The sequence below is a fragment of the Virgibacillus sp. JSM 102003 genome (assembly GCF_041949995.1).
Lineage (GTDB): Bacteria > Bacillota > Bacilli > Bacillales > Amphibacillaceae > Lentibacillus.
Window position 1 is genome coordinate 113512 of sequence record NZ_JBHFQH010000010.1, and the last position, 20441, is coordinate 133952.

Here is a 20441-nt window from a genome sequence, read left to right on the forward strand (position 1 = left end):
GCCTTTTGACAGTGCCAACACTGTCAAAAGGCTTTTTTATTGTATACGAAATTATAAAATTTAAGTGCTGAGGATAACTAGAGTCCAGAATGAGAGCAGTACCCAAACGGGAGAGAGCAGTCCTCAATCGGGAGAGAGCAGCACGCAAACGGGAGAGAGCAGCACACAAACGGGAGAGAGCAGCACGCAAACGGGAGAGAGCAACCCGCAAACGGGAGAGAGCAACCCCAAAACGGGAGAGAGCAGCACGCAAACGGGAGAGCGCAACACTCATTCGGGAGAGAGCAGCACGCAAACGGGAGAGAGCAGCATGCAAACGGGAGAGAGCAACCGCCAATCGGGAGAGAGCAACACCCAAACAGGAGAGACCAACCCCCCCCCGACCATTAGGTGATGCAGAAGTTTGTTCTTGTACAGGAAATTATAAATCAGTTGATGTTAAACTGCGACATAGACTAGGGGGAATCGGTTTGTAGTATAGCTCTCTGACCAGGCAGCTGGTATATACTCTCGCACCTAAGGTTGTGTCGCAGTTTCTATCAACAGCAACAATCTCTTAAAACGGCATTCAACTATCGATTATCTTTCCTTGTTCTATTCTCAGAATACGATCGCCTAGCTTCTCTGCTTCCTTAACATCATGTGTAACCATAATAATTGGTATTTTCCACATGGCATGCAAACGCAACAATTCATTCTGGCATTCTAATTTTGTCTTATCATCTAAAGAGGAGAAAGGCTCGTCCAGAAGCAGTGCCTCGGGTTTGGTAGCTATTGCACGCACAAGGGCAACGCGTTGCTTCTCACCTCCTGAAATTTCAGCAGGGTAGCTATCAAGTATATGTTCGATTCCAACAACATGAACTAATGAACTGACAAGCCTGTTATCCTTCATTCCATATTTAATGTTACGTCTGATAGTCATATGAGGGAACAAGGCATAATCCTGAAATACATATCCTATATTTCGTTTTTGTACAGGCAGTGATTTTCCGTTTTTCTGAAAAAGCAGCCGGTCATTTAATATGATCTCGCCAGAATCAGGGTGATCAAGTCCAGAAATACAGTTTAATGTTGTGGTTTTGCCAGCGCCAGAGGGTCCGGTTAATACAATAATCTCTTCACCAATACTTAACGCAGCATGAAGCGTAAATGCTTTAAGTATTTTCTTTATCTCTAATGAAAGCATTATTCATCTCACCTATATCATTTGTCATTTGTAAATCGTAAAATATTTCTTCCGCTCCACCAATTCAGCCAGAGTATGGCGCTAAACCCAACAGCAATAATTCCGATAACCCAAAACACCGCTTCTTCCATATTTCCTGAGTCAACAGCAAAATAAATGGCAAGTGGGATTGTTTCTGTTTGATTTGGAATGTAGCCCGCAATCATAAGTGTTGCACCAAATTCACCAAGAGCTCGAGCAAAGGTTAATACTAAGCCTGCTAATAATCCAGGCCATGCCAATGGAAAAGTGACTGTCCAAAACACTCTCCACTTTGATGCGCCCATCGTCAACGCAGCATTTTCAATGTTGGGATCGTAATTTTGAAATGAAGCTGCTGCGCTTTGATACATTAATGGGAAAGAGACGACAATTGCCGCTATAACTGCCCCAACCCACGTGAATACAATCTGAAAATCAAATAATTGCAGTAATAAACTACCGATTGGTCCATTTTTTCCAAACAAATAAAGCAAACCGAATCCAACAACAGTTGGTGGAAGAACTAATGGAAGCATTAACAATGATTCTAGTATTCTCTTTCCCGGGAATTGATTACGGGATATAATTCTGGCAATAAGTATGCCAAAGAAAACAACTACAGCCGTTGCAATACTGGCTATTTTCAAAGACAGAAATAATGGTGTATAGTCCATTTCCAGTTCCACCTTTAAGAGCCAAATCCATATTCGGCCAATATAGACTGTGCTTCATCTGATTGCAGAAATTTAATAAACGCCTTTGCTTTCTCTTTGGTGTCACTTGATGCCATTACAGCTGCAGGATAATTTATTGGCCCATACAACGATTCATCTATTTTGGTAACCTCCGTGACCAATTTGGATCGCTTCAGATCACTGGCATAAACAAATCCAATGTCAGTGTTACCGGATTCAACGTATGTAAGTACTTGTCGCACATCTTTGGCATAAACAAGTTTATTTTTAATATCATTCCAAATTCCACTTGCGGTCAAAACTTCTTTAGCATAACTTCCAGCAGGTACACTTTCAGGATTTCCTAGTGCAATTTGATCCAGTCCGCTAGTCGATAGTTCTGTTAAATTATTAATAGGTGTGTTGGCATTATCTGTTGAAACGAGCACAAGTTTATTTTGTGTAAAATTTGCTCTTGTGTTTCTGAGAATCATCTTCTGTTCTGATAGGTTGTCCATCCATTTTTGGTCTGCTGAAAGAAATAAATCAACAGGCGCACCTTGTTGTATTTGTTGTGCAAGTTTCCCGGATGCTCCATAGTTTAATGTCAGTGTTGTATTTGGGTGCTCCGATTCAAATGCATCACCAAGCTTGGACAGAACATCGGATAAGCTCGATGCAGCAGATATGAACAATTCATGTTCCTCTGTACTTTCCTGATTATTGCAGCCTGCATTAATCAAAAGTGATAATGCAAGAAGAATGTATACGAGATATTTCATAATAAAACTCCTATTTTCGAGATTTTCGCTTCGGGTAAACGGTGATTATTTTAATTATAAAAAACAGTGAAGAAATTAAGAAGAGCCATAAATACATAACATCTACCTTAAAACTAAGAGCAATGACTGTGTATAGCAAGAAAGGGATTGTTGTTGTATAAGCACTCATTTTCCAAAGTATAGGAAATCTTATTTTTCGCTTCATTAACCGGGACATGCCAGTTCCTATGTAAGCAACCAAAGAAAGCAGCAGAAAAACCACAGTAATTAATGGTAAGTAATAAAAAATAACAAAATACACGAGCAGTAGAATTAACGGCATGTCAGCACTTGCTCCACCAGTTGCTGTTAGACGGTCAGTCAGCGACGGAATAGAAACAAGCAATACCAGAATAGACATATATAATACAGTAATATCCATTCCGATTCGATTTAATTTAAAGATTGCCTGTTTAGTTGGCAATTTAACACTGTTTAAGAAAGCTTGCAATAAAATCATTCGTTTCATCCTTCATTATAGAATCTTCCATTAGTTTCATTATAATCAAAATCAGCAATAAAATCGCTCCCTGACCTTAAAATTCGTTAACTTTTATTCTTTGTCTACAAAATTCTACAAGTTATTACCCGGGAAATATTAGAATCTGCTATTCTGAATACCAATTCATGCTAAAATCGTGTTATCATATTGTAACGAGATAAATTAATTAGATATGTAGGTGCAATAAATGAATCAATCGAAAATCTTAACAGAAGGTGCCATGCTTACAGCTATATATATTATATTGCTGTTAATCGCAGCGTTTGTTCCAGTAATAACAATAGTTACTACCTTTTTATTGCCAGTACCTTTTATCATATTTGCTTCTAGACATAATTGGAAGCCTTCACTTTTAATGTTCGGGGTTGCAATTGTATTATCAATTTTATTCGCAACAATTGTAAGCCTTCCTATGACTGTGTTGATGGGTCTTGGTGGTATAATGATTGGTAGCTCTATTTATAAAAAGTTACCTGCCTATGAAACGTGGGGAAGAGGAACTATAGGGTTTGTAGTCGGGCTTGTATTTACTTTTGTGTTCAGTCAATTCGTTTTACAAGTAAATTTAATGAGTGAAATTGACCAACTGATTAATCAGTATATACTAATGTTTACAGATTTAATGGAACAATTTGGTCTAGCGGATCAAACTGAATTGTTGGAGCAACAGATGGGCATGATATCGAGCCTGGTTCCAGCTGGAATAGCTTTAATTGCAATCTTGATGGCCTTTATCAGCCAATGGGTAAGTTATAAAGTAATCAATCGTTTAGAAGGTATGAACCTGGGATTTCCTCCTTTCCGTATGTTGCGTTTCCCGGTTTCATTAGTTTGGATTTATTTCTTCGCATTGATATCCACATTTTTTGAACTCGACCCATCGAGTACGTTATATTTGGCGGTAAATAATGTGATGATGCTTACAGGTATATTAATGACGTTGCAAGGCCTATCATTTATATTTTTTTATGCTCATAAGAAAAACAAGTCAAAAGCACTACCAGTAGTAAGTGTTATATTGACAATACTTTTCCCATTTTTCTTCCTTTATTTTGTACGTCTGTTAGGTATAATTGATATAGGATTCTCACTAAGAGACCGTATATCGAAGGATGAGAAATAAGTGGGGTAAGTAGTAGGAGCTGATTATATGAACGATTTAAAAAATAAACCAATACTTAGCAGCCACTTATGGGTTATTTACCTATTATCCATAATTCTGCTTGGATTTATTTGGTATTTCCAATGGATGCTAGGATTATTGATGACTTTACTATTAGCAGCGTCGATTTATTATAGTATAAGAACGGAAAGAACATTGCAGAATGAAACCGAAGAATATATAGCTACACTTTCCCATCGGATTAAACGTGTTGGAGAAGAGGCTTTATTGGAAATGCCAATAGGGATCATTCTGTATAATGATGATTATTTTATTGAATGGGCAAATCCTTATATGAACCGTTTTGCTGATGAAGATACATTAGTAGGTAAATCCATTAATACCCTCTCTGATGATTTAACTTCAAGAATTAAAGAGAGTAAAGATGAATTATGGTTCAATGTGGAAGGGTACGAATTTCAAACAACAATAAAAAAGGAAGAACGGTTACTATATCTGTTTGACCGAACGGCGCAATCAGAAATACAAACGCTATACCAAAATGAGCAAACTGTTCTGTTAATAATATTCCTTGATAACTATGAGGAAATTACTCAAAACATGGATGATACGTTAAAGAGTCAATTAAATTCAAAGGTTACCTCTGTGTTAAATAATTGGGCACATGATTATGGAATATATATGAAACGAACCTCTCAGGATCGCTTTCTGGCTGTTTCGACAAAAGAAATTCTTGATCAGCTGGAGAAATCAAAATTTGATATTCTGGATGAAGTACGTGAACTAAATGCCGAACAAAATATTCCGATTACATTGAGTATTGGGATTGGTCTAGGAAGTGTGGAACTTCCGACACTCGGTGAATTAGCCCAATCGAGCCTTGATCTGGCACTAGGTCGGGGTGGCGATCAGGTAGCAATTAAAGATGAAGGTGGTAAAGTTCGCTTTTATGGTGGGCGTACCAACCCAATGGAAAAACGGACCCGCGTAAGAGCACGAGTTATCTCCCATGCACTAAAAGAACTCATTAAAGAAAGTGATAATGTGATTATCATGGGCCATAAATCACCGGATATGGATTCTGTTGGTGCAGCTATTGGTATATTAAATATAGCTAAGACCAATGGTGTTGAAGGATATATTGTATTGGATCCAGATGACGTAGATACAGGTGTTTACCGACTTGTTGAGGGAATAAAAGAGGACGAAGAGCTATGGGAACATTTCATAGACCCGGAAGAATCGGAAGCAGTAATAACGAGCAGAAGCCTTATTGTAGTTGTTGATACACACAAACCATCGATGGTCTCCAATCAGCGCTTGTTAAGTAAAAGCGAATATAAAGTTGTAATAGACCACCATCGGCGCGCAGAGGAGTTTATTGATAACCCAACGCTTGTTTATATGGAACCATATGCATCTTCTACAGCGGAATTGGTTACTGAGTTACTGGAATATCAGCCAAAAAGCCTTAAGTTAAAAATGCTTGAAGCGACAGCACTATTGGCAGGGATTATTGTCGATACGAAAAGTTTCACTTTGAGAACTGGTTCGCGTACGTTTGATGCAGCTTCTTATTTACGATCCAAAGGTGCTGATACCGTACTGGTACAGCAATTCATGAAGGAAGATTTGGATATTTATATTAAGCGAAGTAAACTGATTGAACGTGCTGAAGTTTATCGGGATTCAATCGCTATTTCAAAGGGTGAACCAGAAGAGGTATATGGGGGTGTATTGATTGCTCAGGCAGCAGACACACTCCTAACGATGAGCGGTATCAACGCATCATTTGTAATATCAGAGCGGAATGATGGACGAATTGGTATCAGTGCCCGTTCACTTGGAGAAGTAAATGTTCAGGTTATCATGGAGAAAATGAACGGAGGCGGACATTTAACAAATGCTGCCACCCAAATTGAGGATACGACAATTGAAGATGCAGAAGCATTACTAAAAGATATAATAGAGGAATATTTTGCACGTTAACAAACGCTATAAATGCAATTACAATAAAGTTAGAGCATTTTAGGTTAGTAAAGAAAGTATAAGTGCAACTATGGCTTGAACTCCAAAGTATAGGGGGTTCTAAGAAAGTAAAAAAACTTTCATAGGAACCCCATTAAAGAATGCCAAGTTTTCTAACTAAGGAGGAGACAAAAAATGAAAGTAATTTTTGTAAAAGATGTAAAAGGAAAAGGCAAAAAAGGTGAAGTGAAAAACGTCTCTGACGGCTATGCACGTAATTATTTACTAAAATATAACCTGGCAAAAGAAGCTACTTCAGGTAATATGAAAGAACTGGAAGCTAAGAAGAATAAACAAAAGGAAGAAGCGCAGAAAGAAGTAGAAGAGGCTGAGCAACTTAAAGCTAAGTTAGCTGAAATTGATGTTGAAGTGAAAGCAAAATCTGGGGATAACGGACGTTTATTCGGTTCCATCACGAGTAAACAAATTGCTGAAGTCCTTAAAGAAACTTATGGCCATAAAATTGACAAACGAAAAATCGAACTTGATAGCCCAATCCGAACATTAGGATATACGAATGTACCTGTTAAGTTACACCAGGAAGTAACTGGTACAATTAGAGTTCATGTAGTAGAAGCTTGAGAAAAGCAATTATTAACTTTTGAATCCTCTCCAGAAGGGGGAAAATGAATGAGTGAAATTTGGAATGATCGTACACCACCACATAATATAGAAGCGGAACAAGCTGTTATAGGTGCTGTTTTTCTAGAACCTGACGCATTATCTGCAGCGTCAGAACTGTTAATGCCTGATGATTTTTATCGTGCAAGCCACCAGAGAATATTTGAAGCGATGTTGAAACTATTGGATAGAGGAGAACCAATTGATCTTGTAACGGTAACGACCTCCTTATCGAATGAGAAAAAACTGGACGAGGTTGGTGGTGTTGCATACCTGTCTGATTTAGCAGGCAGTGTTCCAACAGCAGCGAATATACTTTATTACAGTAAAATAGTTGAAGAAAAAGCGTTACTTCGCAGATTAATTCGAACTGCAACAGATATTGTTTCATCCGGTTTTGCAACTGAAGATGAAGTGGAAGATATCTTAAATGAAGCCGAAAAGAACATTCTTGAAGTATCTGGCAAGAAAAATACTGGAGCATTTAAGGCTATAAAAGATGTCCTTATCGAAGTATATGACAATATTGAACAACTACAACACCAAGATGCTGATGTTACAGGTATTCCAACTGGATATAGGGACCTGGATCGAATCACTTCAGGCTTTCAAAGAAATGATTTAATCATTATTGCTGCACGACCATCTGTTGGTAAAACAGCGTTTGCGTTAAATATTGCACAAAACGTTGCTATAAATACTGATGAGAATGTAGCTATATTTAGTCTTGAGATGGGTGCTGATCAACTTGTTTCCCGTATGCTTTGCGCCGAAGGAAATATCGATTCCCAGCGTTTGCGTAATGGTAATTTGGAGGCAGATGACTGGAGTAAACTAACGATGGCGATGGGAAGTTTATCCAATGCTGGAGTTTATATCGATGATTCTCCTGGAATCCGTGTTAGTGAGATTAGATCTAAATGTCGACGTTTAAAACAAGAAAATGGACTTAGTATGATTCTGATAGATTACCTGCAGCTTATTCAAGGGAATGCCAATTCAAAGGAAAACAGGCAACAGGAAGTTTCCGATATTTCCCGGTCTTTAAAAGCCTTGGCACGTGAATTGAATGTACCATTAATTGCATTATCACAGCTATCACGTGGCGTTGAATCACGTCAAGATAAGCGGCCGATGATGTCTGACTTGCGTGAATCTGGGAGTATTGAGCAGGATGCTGACATTGTTGGATTCTTATATCGTGATGACTATTATGATCAAGAATCTGAGAAACAAAATATTATTGAAATCATTATTTCCAAACAACGTAATGGTCCTGTTGGTAACGTGGAACTTGCGTTTGTGAAAGAATATAATAAGTTCGTAGATTTGGATCACCGCTATTCCGATAGTGATGTCCCTCCAGTTTCCGCACCAGTATAAGACTTAGCCCTTTAAATATAACGGGTTCCGTCTCCTATCGCATAACTCTAATTTTCGTATTAAAAAGTAAGTAAATATGTATATTAAATTGCGCTGTATTTTGCAGCGCTTTTTGTTTGCAAAAAAATAACCCAGTTCAGTGAACTGATTTATAATTAATATATTATTTTATTTTTTTCAATTTGAAGTAACAATGAACTTTTGTGAACTAAGATTCTAAAATAGAAGCGTTGTCGATAATTTAATAATATGTAAATGGAAAAAATATTTTAATATACTATTGAAATAACACCTAATAGTGTTATAATTAATGTAACACTATTAGGTGTTATTTATATGTAGGAGGTATAAAGCGATGAAAGCACAGGAAAGATTACCAGAAATCCGCAAAACCGTTATACTTAATGCGCCAATTGAAAAAGTCTGGAAAGCTGTTTCAACATCGGAAGGGATTACTGCATGGTGGATGTCAAATACCTTTGAACCTATTTTGGGAAAGGAGTTTATTCTTCATGCAGGACCATACGGTGACTCTCCTTGTAAAGTTACTGAACTTGATCCCCCTCACCGTGTAGGCTTCGATTGGGATGAGGAGTGGCATCTTACTTTTGAATTAAGGAAATTAAAAGATGGAAAAACTGAGTTTACACTTATTCATTCTGGTTGGAATGCAGAAAAGTCAAAAGTTCGTGAAACTATGGACGGCGGTTGGGAAAAAATCGTAAAAGAGAAGCTCCCAGCATATCTGGAGGTCTAGTGTGTCTGACCAATCTAAGCATGATGTTTTTCAAGTAATTTCCGATCCTACCCGACGTACCCTTTTGAAACTACTTGCTGATAAAGAATTGTCGATAGCTGAAATTACGAAATACTTCCCATTAAGCCGTACTGCTGTTAATAAGCATCTTCATATTCTGTCCGATGCTGGTGTTGTTAGAAGTCGAAAGGCGGGCCGTGAAACTCGTTATATACTCCAACCAGAACCACTTGTTGAAATTCGAAATTGGCTTATGTTTTTTGATCGGTATTGGGATGATAGGTTATCTGTTCTCAAAAAGTATGTAGAAGAAGATGGCGATTAAGTAAGAAGAACCAATTGTGATGTTTAACACTCTTGGTTCATTTTTACTGTTTAGCGTACTAAAATTTAATGGCTGTGGATACCTGGACTCCCGAATTAGCCGCGTCCAGCTCCGGCGAACAGGACGTAACAGTGTTTATAATTATAACGAACAATTTAATAAATTTTTAACTTATCGTTCGTGTTTAAGTTGACATAGTTAATTATTATTGTTAGAATTACGCTGTTACTTAATAAAAAACAAATGATTATATAGTGGAGGTGCACCATGTCCTCAGTAGTAGTAGTTGGAACGCAGTGGGGCGATGAAGGAAAGGGTAAAATTACTGACTTTTTATCGCAAAATGCCGAGCTTGTTGCTCGCTATCAGGGTGGTAACAATGCAGGGCATACAATAAAATTTGATGATGTCACGTACAAATTGCATTTAATCCCATCTGGTATTTTTTTCAATGAAAAGACGTGTGTATTAGGAAATGGAATGGTTATCGATCCAAAAGCATTCGTAGAGGAAATTGCTTACTTACATGAACGGAACGTATCGACTGATAACCTCCGTATTAGCAACCGTGCGCATGTTATTTTACCTTACCATTTAAAAATGGATATTCTTCAGGAAGAAGATAAAGGTGCTGATAAAATTGGTACAACGAAAAAAGGAATCGGCCCGGCATATATGGATAAAGCTGCGCGAATCGGTATACGTATTGCTGATTTATTGGATAAAGAAACCTTCCGGACGAAACTTGAGCAAAATTTAAAAGAAAAAAACCGTTTATTTAATAAAATTTATGAAGTTGATCCAATACAGGTTGAAGATATTCTGGACGAGTACTATGAGTATGGACAACAATTGGCCAAATATGTTTGTGATACCTCTGTCGTTCTAAATGAAGCTCTTGACGCTGGTCGTCGTGTGTTGTTTGAAGGTGCACAAGGGGTCATGCTGGATATTGACCAGGGAACATACCCGTTTGTTACATCATCAAACCCAGTTGCAGGAGGTGTGACGATTGGATCTGGTGTTGGCCCAACGAAAATCGATCACGTCGTAGGAGTTTCAAAGGCCTACACAACCCGTGTTGGTGATGGTCCGTTTCCTACAGAATTAAATGATGAAATTGGTGAAAAAATCCGTGAAGTTGGCCGTGAGTACGGAACAACAACAGGAAGACCGCGTCGTGTTGGCTGGTTTGATAGTGTTGTTGTTGGTCACGCACGTCGCGTGAGTGGTATTACGGATATATCATTAAACTCACTTGACGTTTTAACTGGTATTGAAACGTTAAAAATATGTGTAGCTTACAAGTATAAAGGTGAAGTAATTAACGAATTTCCGGCAAGCTTGAAAGTATTAGCTGAATGTGAGCCAGTATACGAAGAGATGCCAGGATGGACTGAAGATATTACAAACGTCAAAAGTATTCATGAGCTTCCAGTTAAAGCAAGGCACTATCTGGAGCGAATATCACAATTGACTGCAATACCATTGTCCATATTTTCTGTCGGACCAGATCGTTCGCAGACGAATATTGTAAGAAGTGTCTACAGTTAAAAAATAGTCCAAAAGAAGCAAAACCTCTATCGAATTTGATAGAGGTTTTTCTGGTAGTAATCGAGTGTAGGTATTTTCTACTTAGACTGAAAAATTAAAATTTTCATCTTATCAGGAAAGTTGGTTAATAAAATCTATTAAAATCAGGTCAAAATTTGAACTACTTTCCAAGATTTTGAGCTAAAATTTACATTAATATCCATTTATTTGGTGAATTTGAGCCATAGTTGTCATTATTTCTGTAATATAACTGTAAAATTAAGGAGAAAAAAAGATATAAAATACATTAAAAGTAACGTTTTACACCTAAATAGAGGCAATTTAAGGCGATTTATGTAAATTAATGGAAGTTATTATACATTTACTTTACATTTGCCTAGACTCTCTTTCATTATCTACTATAACTATGGTAGATTAGACAATGACATTGGGAAGTCTTTTGGACTAGAAACTATTAGAAAACTCTGGCAGTTACTTTTTAACTGCTAAACAGATATATATATATGGCAAGGGGGAAATACCACAGTGTTTAAAAGGAAAGAAAAATCTGTAAGAAACATTCCTAAAAGGCGAAGCAAATTCAGTATGCTGAAAAAAGTCGCCATTACAACATGTATCGGTCTTTCTTTTACGTTTACGACAGCATATGCAGATGATAATAGTGACTCGTTAGAAACTATTTTCCACGTTTATGTAGATGGTAAACATATTGGAAAAGTTAGTGACAAAGAAACTGTTCAGGATATTATAGATGCAAAAGTTAGCAAAAAGAGTGATGAGTTTGCGAACTTGTCCATAACTGTTGGTGAAGAAGTGTCACTTGTATCTGAACGTGTGTTTGACCCTACATATAATAAGGATAATGTAGAAAAGCAGCTTAAAAAAGATCTTTCAGCTAAAGCAGAAGCAGTTCAATTAAAAATTGCAGATGAAACGGTTGGCTTTTTTAAGGACAAAAAAACAGCTGATAAAGTATTAAAATCCTACAAAGCAAAATATGTCGATAAAAAAGTACTTGAAAAACTGACAGATAGACAAAGTGATTCTAACAGTAAAGATAAGCCAAACAAAAAGACGGATCTTGCTATTGGTGACTCTATCATTACAGACGTAACACTATCAGAAAAAGTTTCATTTTCTGATAAAAAAGTTAAACCGGAAAAAGTACTGAACGTAAAACAAGGGCTGAAAATGCTTGAAAAAGGAACTTTAGAAGATAAAGTTCACAAGGTCGAAAAAGGCGACGCTCTTAGTAGTATTGCAGACGAATATGATTTGTCGGTTGAAAAACTAATAGAACTAAATGATAACTTAAACAAAGATGCTGTCCTGAAAATTGATCAAAAAATTCATGTGACAGATTATCAGCCGTTTGTCGACGTTATCGTCAATAAAGAAAAAGTAGTAGAAGAAACAATCGATTATGAGACGGAAGTTAAAGAATCCGATGAAATGTATAAAGGTGATAAAAAAGTAAAACAAGAAGGACAAAAAGGAAAGAAAAGAGTCCATTATGCGCTAGAAATGAAAAATGGAAATATAGTTAATAAAGAAACAGTGACTGAAAAAACAACAAAGGATCCTGTAAAAGAAGTCATTATTAAAGGAACTAAAGTTGTACCATCACGCGGAACAGGTGAACTTCACTGGCCAGCAGTCGGTGGGAATGTCACAAGTAATGTTGGCATGCGTTGGGGGTCAATGCATAAGGGAATGGACATTGCACAGCCAAGCAATCGTTCTATTTTGGCTGCTGATAACGGAACAGTTGTATCAGCTGGCTGGGATAGTGGCGGTTATGGCAATAAAATAGTCATTAATCATAATAACGGGATGAAAACCATTTATGCACATCTTTCATCCATTAGTGTGAGTCCAGGCCAAACGGTAGAAAAAGGCAGTAAGATTGGGGTAATGGGAACAACAGGAAATTCAACAGGGGTACACCTGCATTTTGAAGTTTACAAGAACGGTTCCCTAGAAAACCCACAGAAACATTTGTAGTAAACAAAAAATAGAATTGAGACTGACTCCAGAGATTAAGGAGTCAGTCTTTTTCATATGCAAGACATTTGAGCCAAAGTACGATAAAATAGAGCAAAGGAATGCTAAAAAGGATGTGACTACAATGAGTCAAAAGATTTTAGTAGTAGATGATGAACAACCAATTGCAGACATTTTAAAATTCAACCTAGAAAAAGAAGGATATCAGGTAGTTGTCGCCTATGATGGTGATGAGGCAATTGATCTTGCAGAGACAGAAAAGCCTGATTTAGTACTATTGGATATAATGTTACCAAATAAAGATGGAAATGAAGTTTGCCGTGAAATAAGAAAGACGCAATCAATGCCAATTATTATGCTGACGGCAAAGGATGCTGAGATTGACAAAGTGTTAGGCTTGGAGCTTGGAGCAGATGATTATGTGACAAAACCCTTTAGTAATCGTGAGATAATCGCAAGAGTTAAGGCAAATCTGCGCAGACAGCAGCAATTACCTGAAGACGCGGTTAAAACCACTAAGAATATAGAAATTGGAAGACTTGTTATACACCCGGATGCATATGCAGTTACACGTGACGGAGAACAGATGGAATTGACGCATCGTGAATTTGAGTTACTGCATTACTTAGCTCGACATACCGGACAAGTCATGACACGTGAACATTTACTTGAAACGGTATGGGGCTATGATTATTTTGGGGATGTACGTACAGTAGATGTCACTGTAAGACGACTTCGTGAAAAAATTGAGGAGAATCCAAGTAACCCAATGTGGATTGTTACGCGGCGTGGTGTGGGATATTATTTACGTAAGCCCGAACAGGAGTAGGTTTTATGCATAAAGTAGGCTTTTTCCGTTCGATACAGTTAAAATTTATTGTTATCTTTATATTGCTGCTGCTTGTGGCAATTCAGGTTATCGGGTCTTATTTTGCAAAAGAATTGGAAGATGAGCTGGTTAAAAACTTTGAAGAATCTATTGAATCGACGGTTGATATCTTACAGGTAAACATGAAACAAGCATTCAGCAAAGATAGACCTGAAGACGGAAGTGGTCCGACACTTCAGCAAGAAATTCAGGATATTGTCCGGGTAAACAACACCGATAAGATTATTAATATTCAAGTAGTTAATATGCAAAGCAGAATTATCGCTTCAAGTGATAGTTCAGGCAGCAGTAATATTGAAAAGAAAACCACAAGTGACTTTATAAAGAATACAATACGTTTCGGTGTTCCTGATTCTGACAAGGTATATAATGCGGAAAGAAATCTAATCTATCGAAGAACTGTCCCCATCACAGATGATGAAGAGAAGCAGGTTGGTGCTCTTTATATAGAGTCCTCGATCAATGGTGTTTATAATCAAATGGAGGATATCAATAACATCTTTTTGCGGGGTTCCATATTAGCAATCACGGTATCAGCCTTTTTGGGAATTCTGGTTGCCAGAACTATTACAAAGCCAATTATGGAAATGAGAAGACAGACACAAATAATGGCTAGAGAAGACTTTTCTCAAAAAGTAAATGTTTATGGGTCGGATGAGATTGGTCAGCTTGCTGTATCATTTAATGATTTAAATGCAAAGTTGAAACACTCGAGAGCTTTAACGGAAGAGGAACGGCGAAAGCTAAGCTCCGTGTTATCCAATATGTCTGATGGTGTCATAGCAACCGATAAGTCAGGGGCAGTCACATTAATGAATGATGCAGCTGCAAGACTTATTGGCCGTAGTCCTGAAGAAGCACAAGGGGAATTTTTACTTGATGTACTTGAATTAGATGAAAAAACTGTAGATATTTCCGATTTACCTGACAGTGGTTCAATGATTATTGACTTCAGTGACCAGGATAATTTCTTTTTAATTCGTGCGAACTTCTCTACTATTGCGGATGATGAAGCGGATATTACCGGGTTTATAACAGTGATCAGTGATGTTACCGAACAGCAGAAAGTTGAGCAGGAGCGCCGTGAGTTCGTCTCAAACGTTTCACATGAGTTACGGACGCCACTTACAACGATGCGCAGTTACATTGAGGCATTGACAGAAGGTGCGTGGGAAGACAAGGAAATTGCACCTAAATTCTTAAGTGTTACCCAAAATGAGACAGAACGCATGATTCGAATGGTAAATGACTTGCTACAACTGTCTAGAATGGACGATAAAGATTATTCACTACAGAAGGAAAAAACTGATTTTATCACATTCTTCCATGATGTAATAGACCGATTTGATATGAACGTCTCAGAAAAAATAACCTTACAGCGTGAATTGCCGAATAGCCAGTTCTACGTATGGATGGATAAAGACAAAATGACCCAAGTACTTGATAACATTATTTCAAATGCTATTAAATATTCACCAGAGGGTGGAACAATTCGTTTTAGTGTGGTAAAGCAGAAGAATCAAATGCTGGCAAGTATTGAGGATCAAGGTATGGGTATTGCGTATGAAAAGCTTGATAAAATATTTGAACGCTTTTACCGTGCAGATAAGGCCAGAACACGTAAGCTTGGCGGGACAGGTCTTGGTCTTGCCATAGCGAAAGAAATGGTTGAAGCACATCATGGTAAAGTATGGGCCAAAAGCAAAGAAGGTAAAGGGACAACCATTCTCTTTACACTTCCGCTAATGAATAAGAAGCGGAGGGGTAAAAAATGAAGCTCGAGACGATAAAGTCATATATATTAACAGTTTTAGTAGGGGTAAGTCTTCTGCTTACATTTGCTTTATGGAGTTATCAGCCTCAATACCCGATAGTAAAAAAAGAAGAATTTGTAGACAGTGTAGACCTTGGGGGCGAAAAGGAGACAAAGCAGGAACTGATTGAACCAAAATCAATTATTTTCGAGAATTCGAATAACTATTACAGTTTTACGAAAGAAACGGACCGTCAAAAACTCTATCAGGATATGCATGATTGGGTTCTCTATGAGTTTCAAACAAATAACGTCAATGAAAGGCCATCAGAGAAAAATCAGTTGGAAATTATTTTTCCGGAACCCTTAGCGATGGAATTAGCGGGAGATCTATTCACTTTTAATGAAGATGTAACGCTGCCAGACTGGAAATTTGACCGGCTATTTATTACATTTAATACGAATTCTTCTTCGCTGAACATTATTTTCAGGTCAGCAGAAGGTCAGCATCAAGCAACAGCAGTAGTAAACAATCCAGATAAATATGAGCAATTATGGGGTTACCTTACAACATTTGAAGGATTAAGTGAATATTTGCGGGTTGATTTAGCTGGCTCGCCAATTTATATCCCAAAAAATAATGTAGTTGTACCCAGCAGATCGATTGCCGTTAGTGATATTGATCAGAATTTAATGATAGATGCATTATTTAATAACACCGATATTGTAAGAGGAACTCAGGTAAATGAAAATGAGCTTTACTATACCGATAGTACACGTGGAATTATGCATGTCTATCAGAATGGAAGAACAATGAAATTTCAAAATCCAATTCAGTCGCCGTACGAGCAAATGAGTCAGTACGATCTAATTGAACGGAGTCGAACAAACATTAATGAGAACAATGGATGGACAGATGAGTTTAATTTGATGAATATTAATACAGTATCAAATACGATCAGCTATCAAATGTATTATCAAGGTTTTCCAGTATACAGCAATACCGACTCATCTATTATTAAACAGCAATTTAGAGGATCGGAACTAAATCAATACAGCCGACCATTATTCACAATGAACAACCTGCTTGGCGGTGATGACACTGTTGAATTACGTTCAGGCAGTGACGTGGTCTTTTATTTAGAAAATACCACAAGATACAGTATGGAAAATATTACCGATATAAAAGTCGGCTATCTTTTGACATATCGAAAAAGCGATGATGCGGTTACATTAGAACCAGGTTGGTTTATTCATTATAATGGCAGCTGGCAGGAAATAAATTTTGAAGAGATAACACAGCAAAAAGGAGGGGGTTGAGGATGCAATGGAGACAAATCAAAACGTTATTTATCCTCTGCTTCCTCGTTTTAAATGCTTATTTGCTATTTATGTTCTTTGATAAACTGGAAGAACTGGATTATGGATTAGCCGAAAACAATGAAGCATCCACATTCAAGGAGCAGCTTGAAAATGAAGATATAGAAATTAGTGCTGATTTACCTGAAGAGGAGTTAAACGAGTCCTATATATCGGTAAACCAAAAATCGTTTACTGACAAAGAAGTGGAAACGTTGAATGGACTTGGTAATCAGCAGTCAGAGGTTATTGAAGGAAACTTTATCGTCTCCCAATTTGAAGAACCTGTTACAATACCTGAAGGAGCAGATAATAATTTAATAAGTGAAATTGTTAAAAGTAATATTCTGTTACCGGAAAACTATACGTATGGTACGTGGAACAAGGAAATGAATGTCCTTGTTTTCTTCCAGGAAAAAAGGGGGCTTCCAATATACTATAATCAAAACGGAATAGTTGTTGTATATCTTAATAGTAATAATGAAATGATTTTCTATACGCAGACAATGCTGGGAGAGGCTGAAACGCCCACTGAGGAAAAATCTCTCATTAAACCAATTGACGCAATACAGGTTTTATTTGATGGAGACAGGCTATGGCCTGAAGATGAAATAACGGATGTTAATATGGGATTCCATCAACGAATACCGTTGCCTAGTGGTCAACAAGTTTTCGCGCCGACATGGACAATAACCGTTAATGGGGAAGAAAAATTTTACGTGAATGCTATGGAAAATCTGGTGTTTTCCAGTGATGAGATGACATTTCTAACGGATTATATATCATATACAAAAGAAAGACTTCAATCACTTAAAGATGATAATGAAGTAAAAGAATATGTATTAAACCATTTAGAAACAATGCCAACAGATAATCGGAGTGATACAGAATGACGTTACGGTTTAGTGTGCTCGCTTCAGGAAGTACGGGAAACGCCTTTTATATAGAATCAGACCAGGAAAAGCTGCTAGTTGATGCAGGATTAAGTGGAAAGCAAATGGATCGGTTGCTTGGAGAAATTGAGGTTAATCCCTCAAGCCTATCAGGAATTCTTGTAACGCATGAGCACAGCGATCACATTAAAGGTCTTGGAATAATAGCCAGAAAATATAATTTGCCTATTTATGCAAATGCTAAAACCTGGAAGGCAATGGAGAACTCTATTGGCTCCATATCAGTGGATCAGAAGTTTCATTTTAATATGGAAGAAGTAAAAACATTTGGTGATATTGATGTAGAATCATTCGGGGTTTCTCATGATGCTGCAGAACCAATGTTTTTTACATTCCATCAAAACGACAAGAAAGTAGCGCTGGTAACAGATTTGGGCTATGTATCAGAGCGTATTAAGAAAACAGTTGAAGGTGCGGATGCCTATATATTTGAAGCTAACCATGATGTAGGTATGCTCCGGATGGGTCGGTACCCGTGGAATGTAAAACGACGTATACTCGGTGATAATGGCCATGTTTCCAATGAAGATTGTGGAATTGCTTTAAGCGACATAATTAGTAACCGGACAAAACGTATTTATTTGGCCCATCTGAGCCAAGATAACAATATGAAAGATTTGGCTCGCATGTCAGTTGATAGCATGCTGCAGGAGCGTGGCATTAAGCTGGATTTATATGATACAGATCCAAAAACACCAACCAAATTATATGATGTTGGTTAATAAATCTGCAGTTTTGGTAATACTATAGAAATAGCTAGCGATAGAGATCTTTGTTCGTAGTAGATATAAACTGCCACGTAACATGGAAAAATAACTGAGTGCTATGACAACGCTCCGGAAATACACTTCGCGCACCTAGAGCGGCTGTTGAGCCTCCTTGCTCCTACGTCGCTGCGTAGTCTCAACTAGGCACAAGCTCCCACAGGAGTCTCCATGTATTTCCTCCGCTGTAGACTGGAGTGGGAATCGCTTTAGAATAGATGAGTGACCCCGGACTGCGGTGGGGACGAGAGTTTATAGATTTTATTCCTGCATTTACTTCGCATTTTATATCAATTACCAAGTTTAAAAGAACAGAGCCTTTAAGAAAAAGGGGATGGTTCAATGGGTTACTTTGATGATGATTATCAGCCTCCGGACCGAAATAATAAACGAAGCCGATGGTTGGTTCCTGCTCTAGCAGGAATAATTATTGGTATGATTATTATTTTGGTTGCTTTACCCACCTTATTGAAATCGGATGTATTACCAAAAGCGTGGACTGCTCCTATTGAAACTGCCAGTGACAAGACACAAAGCAGTCCCGAATCAAGTGGATATGTTTCCGTTGATATTTCAACTCAAGTTACTGATGTAGTGGAAAATGTATCTCCTGCCGTAGTAGGTGTAGTCAATATTCAGCATAAGGGTAATTTCTGGGAACAACAGGGCGGAAAAAATGGTCAGAATGGCCAGAATCAAACAGGTACAGGCTCGGGAGTTATTTATAAAAAGGCAGATGGTTATGCTTACGTTATAACGAATCATCATGTAATCGATGGTGCGGACACGGTTGAAGTAGTTTTATCCAATGATAAACATGTTGAAGCAGAGATACTTGGCAGCGATTTGTTCTCCGACTTGGCTGTATTGCGAATGAATGGGAAGCAAGTTCAAAAACCCATTGAAATGGGAACATCCGAAAACGTTAAAGTAGGTGAACCGGCAATCGCAATAGGTAATCCATTAGGTATGATGTTTTCAGGTTCCGTTACACAAGGGGTCATAAGTGGAAAGCAACGAACAATACCACAGGATTTTAACCAGGATGGCCGTGCTGACTGGCAAGCTGAAGTTATCCAAACAGACGCTGCAATAAACCCGGGTAACAGCGGGGGAGCTCTAATTAATATGAACGGAAATTTAATTGGAATTAACTCGATGAAAATCAATCAGGAAGCAGTAGAAGGAATTGGCTTTGCAATCCCGATAGATTCTGCCAGACCTATTATAAAAGAGCTTGAAAAGACGGGTAAAGTTACCAGACCGTACTTAGGTGTTGAAATTTATTCACTTGAAGAAGTACCACAGACAGAATGGGATGACACCTTAAATCTTCCTGAAGGTGTAAATGGTGGTGTATATGTTTGGAGTGTTGAATCATTATCACCAGCAGATAAAGCAGGAATTGAACGGCTTGACGTAATTGTCGCAGTTGGTGGCAAGGAAGTAATGAATATCATTGATTTGAGAAAAGTTTTATACCAGGAGAAAGAAGTCGGTGATTCATTAAAGGTTACCTATTACCGAGATGGAGAAAAGAAAGAAACAACAATTAAACTAGGCGAACAACGAAACTAAAGGCTAACTTCCAAGTTAGTCTTTTTTTATGGCTGTTTTCTACAATTTTGTTGTTTTTGAACAAAAGATATAAAGTGCGACGTAGTGAAGATTTTCTTTTGTTCTAATGATGGCTGAGTGCTTGAATTCGTTCCGGCAGAATA

19 protein-coding genes are annotated in these 20441 nt (G+C 37.7%); 15 read left to right on the forward strand and 4 right to left on the reverse strand.

Annotated features, from left to right (window positions below; translation table 11 throughout):
* Positions 1-89: 89 nt before the first annotated feature.
* Positions 90-476, forward strand: a complete 387-nt coding sequence (locus tag ACE1TG_RS12500) for a hypothetical protein (RefSeq protein ID WP_375052719.1) — start codon at positions 90-92, stop codon at positions 474-476.
* A 92-nt stretch (positions 477-568) separates the two neighbouring features.
* Here the strand turns inward: ACE1TG_RS12500 and ACE1TG_RS12505 are convergent, their stop codons facing one another.
* From ACE1TG_RS12505 to ACE1TG_RS12520, 4 genes are read right to left on the reverse strand one after another with little or no spacing between them, the layout of a single operon-like run.
* A complete protein-coding gene (locus ACE1TG_RS12505; protein ID WP_375052720.1) occupies positions 569-1189 on the reverse strand; it encodes an ATP-binding cassette domain-containing protein in 621 nt (206 codons plus the stop codon).
* Positions 1190-1206: 17 nt separating this feature from the next.
* On the reverse strand, positions 1207-1884 hold the full coding sequence (modB, locus tag ACE1TG_RS12510) for a molybdate ABC transporter permease subunit (RefSeq protein ID WP_375052721.1): 678 nt from the start codon (positions 1882-1884) through the stop codon (positions 1207-1209).
* Positions 1885-1898: 14 nt separating this feature from the next.
* Positions 1899-2666 carry a molybdate ABC transporter substrate-binding protein gene (gene modA, locus ACE1TG_RS12515; RefSeq protein ID WP_375052722.1) on the reverse strand — a complete coding sequence of 256 codons (768 nt, stop codon included), beginning with the start codon at positions 2664-2666 and terminating at the stop codon, positions 1899-1901.
* A 10-nt stretch (positions 2667-2676) separates the two neighbouring features.
* Entirely contained in the window at positions 2677-3165 is a 489-nt protein-coding gene (locus ACE1TG_RS12520) for a hypothetical protein (RefSeq protein WP_375052723.1), read from the reverse strand.
* Positions 3166-3394: 229 nt separating this feature from the next.
* Between ACE1TG_RS12520 and ACE1TG_RS12525 the strand changes: the two genes are divergently transcribed.
* The 14 genes from ACE1TG_RS12525 to ACE1TG_RS12590 all read left to right on the forward strand — a co-directional run bounded on the left by ACE1TG_RS12525 (position 3395) and on the right by ACE1TG_RS12590 (position 20298).
* Positions 3395-4330 carry a YybS family protein gene (locus tag ACE1TG_RS12525; protein ID WP_375052724.1) on the forward strand — a complete coding sequence of 312 codons (936 nt, stop codon included), beginning with the start codon at positions 3395-3397 and terminating at the stop codon, positions 4328-4330.
* A gap of 27 nt (positions 4331-4357) precedes the next feature.
* Positions 4358-6319: a DHH family phosphoesterase gene (locus tag ACE1TG_RS12530; RefSeq protein WP_375052725.1), complete on the forward strand. Its 1962-nt coding sequence runs from the start codon at positions 4358-4360 to the stop codon at positions 6317-6319.
* Positions 6320-6493: 174 nt separating this feature from the next.
* A complete protein-coding gene (rplI, locus tag ACE1TG_RS12535; RefSeq protein WP_375052726.1) occupies positions 6494-6940 on the forward strand; it encodes a 50S ribosomal protein L9 in 447 nt (148 codons plus the stop codon).
* Positions 6941-6988: 48 nt separating this feature from the next.
* A complete protein-coding gene (dnaB, locus tag ACE1TG_RS12540; RefSeq protein WP_375052727.1) occupies positions 6989-8362 on the forward strand; it encodes a replicative DNA helicase in 1374 nt (457 codons plus the stop codon).
* A 355-nt stretch (positions 8363-8717) separates the two neighbouring features.
* The gene (locus ACE1TG_RS12545) at positions 8718-9119 is read left to right on the forward strand and encodes an SRPBCC family protein (RefSeq protein ID WP_375052728.1); all 402 of its coding nucleotides are present in this window, start codon (positions 8718-8720) and stop codon (positions 9117-9119) included.
* 1 nt (position 9120) lies between these two features.
* Entirely contained in the window at positions 9121-9444 is a 324-nt protein-coding gene (locus ACE1TG_RS12550) for an ArsR/SmtB family transcription factor (RefSeq protein ID WP_375052729.1), read from the forward strand.
* Positions 9445-9711: 267 nt separating this feature from the next.
* Positions 9712-10998: an adenylosuccinate synthase gene (locus tag ACE1TG_RS12555; RefSeq protein WP_375052730.1), complete on the forward strand. Its 1287-nt coding sequence runs from the start codon at positions 9712-9714 to the stop codon at positions 10996-10998.
* A gap of 525 nt (positions 10999-11523) precedes the next feature.
* Positions 11524-13002: a peptidoglycan DD-metalloendopeptidase family protein gene (locus ACE1TG_RS12560; RefSeq protein WP_375052731.1), complete on the forward strand. Its 1479-nt coding sequence runs from the start codon at positions 11524-11526 to the stop codon at positions 13000-13002.
* 124 nt (positions 13003-13126) lie between these two features.
* On the forward strand, positions 13127-13831 hold the full coding sequence (gene yycF, locus ACE1TG_RS12565) for a response regulator YycF (protein ID WP_375052732.1): 705 nt from the start codon (positions 13127-13129) through the stop codon (positions 13829-13831).
* A 5-nt stretch (positions 13832-13836) separates the two neighbouring features.
* Complete coding sequence (gene walK / locus ACE1TG_RS12570) at positions 13837-15666, forward strand: cell wall metabolism sensor histidine kinase WalK (RefSeq protein ID WP_375052733.1); 1830 nt, start codon at positions 13837-13839, stop codon at positions 15664-15666.
* The gene (locus ACE1TG_RS12575; protein ID WP_375052734.1) at positions 15663-16964 is read left to right on the forward strand and encodes a YycH family regulatory protein; all 1302 of its coding nucleotides are present in this window, start codon (positions 15663-15665) and stop codon (positions 16962-16964) included. Before walK ends, ACE1TG_RS12575 begins: the two co-directional genes overlap by 4 nt.
* 2 nt (positions 16965-16966) lie before the next feature.
* The gene (locus ACE1TG_RS12580; RefSeq protein ID WP_375052735.1) at positions 16967-17896 is read left to right on the forward strand and encodes a two-component system regulatory protein YycI; all 930 of its coding nucleotides are present in this window, start codon (positions 16967-16969) and stop codon (positions 17894-17896) included.
* Positions 17893-18678 carry an MBL fold metallo-hydrolase gene (locus tag ACE1TG_RS12585; protein WP_375052736.1) on the forward strand — a complete coding sequence of 262 codons (786 nt, stop codon included), beginning with the start codon at positions 17893-17895 and terminating at the stop codon, positions 18676-18678. Before ACE1TG_RS12580 ends, ACE1TG_RS12585 begins: the two co-directional genes overlap by 4 nt.
* A gap of 384 nt (positions 18679-19062) precedes the next feature.
* Entirely contained in the window at positions 19063-20298 is a 1236-nt protein-coding gene (locus tag ACE1TG_RS12590) for a S1C family serine protease (RefSeq protein WP_375052737.1), read from the forward strand.
* Positions 20299-20441 lie beyond the last annotated feature (143 nt).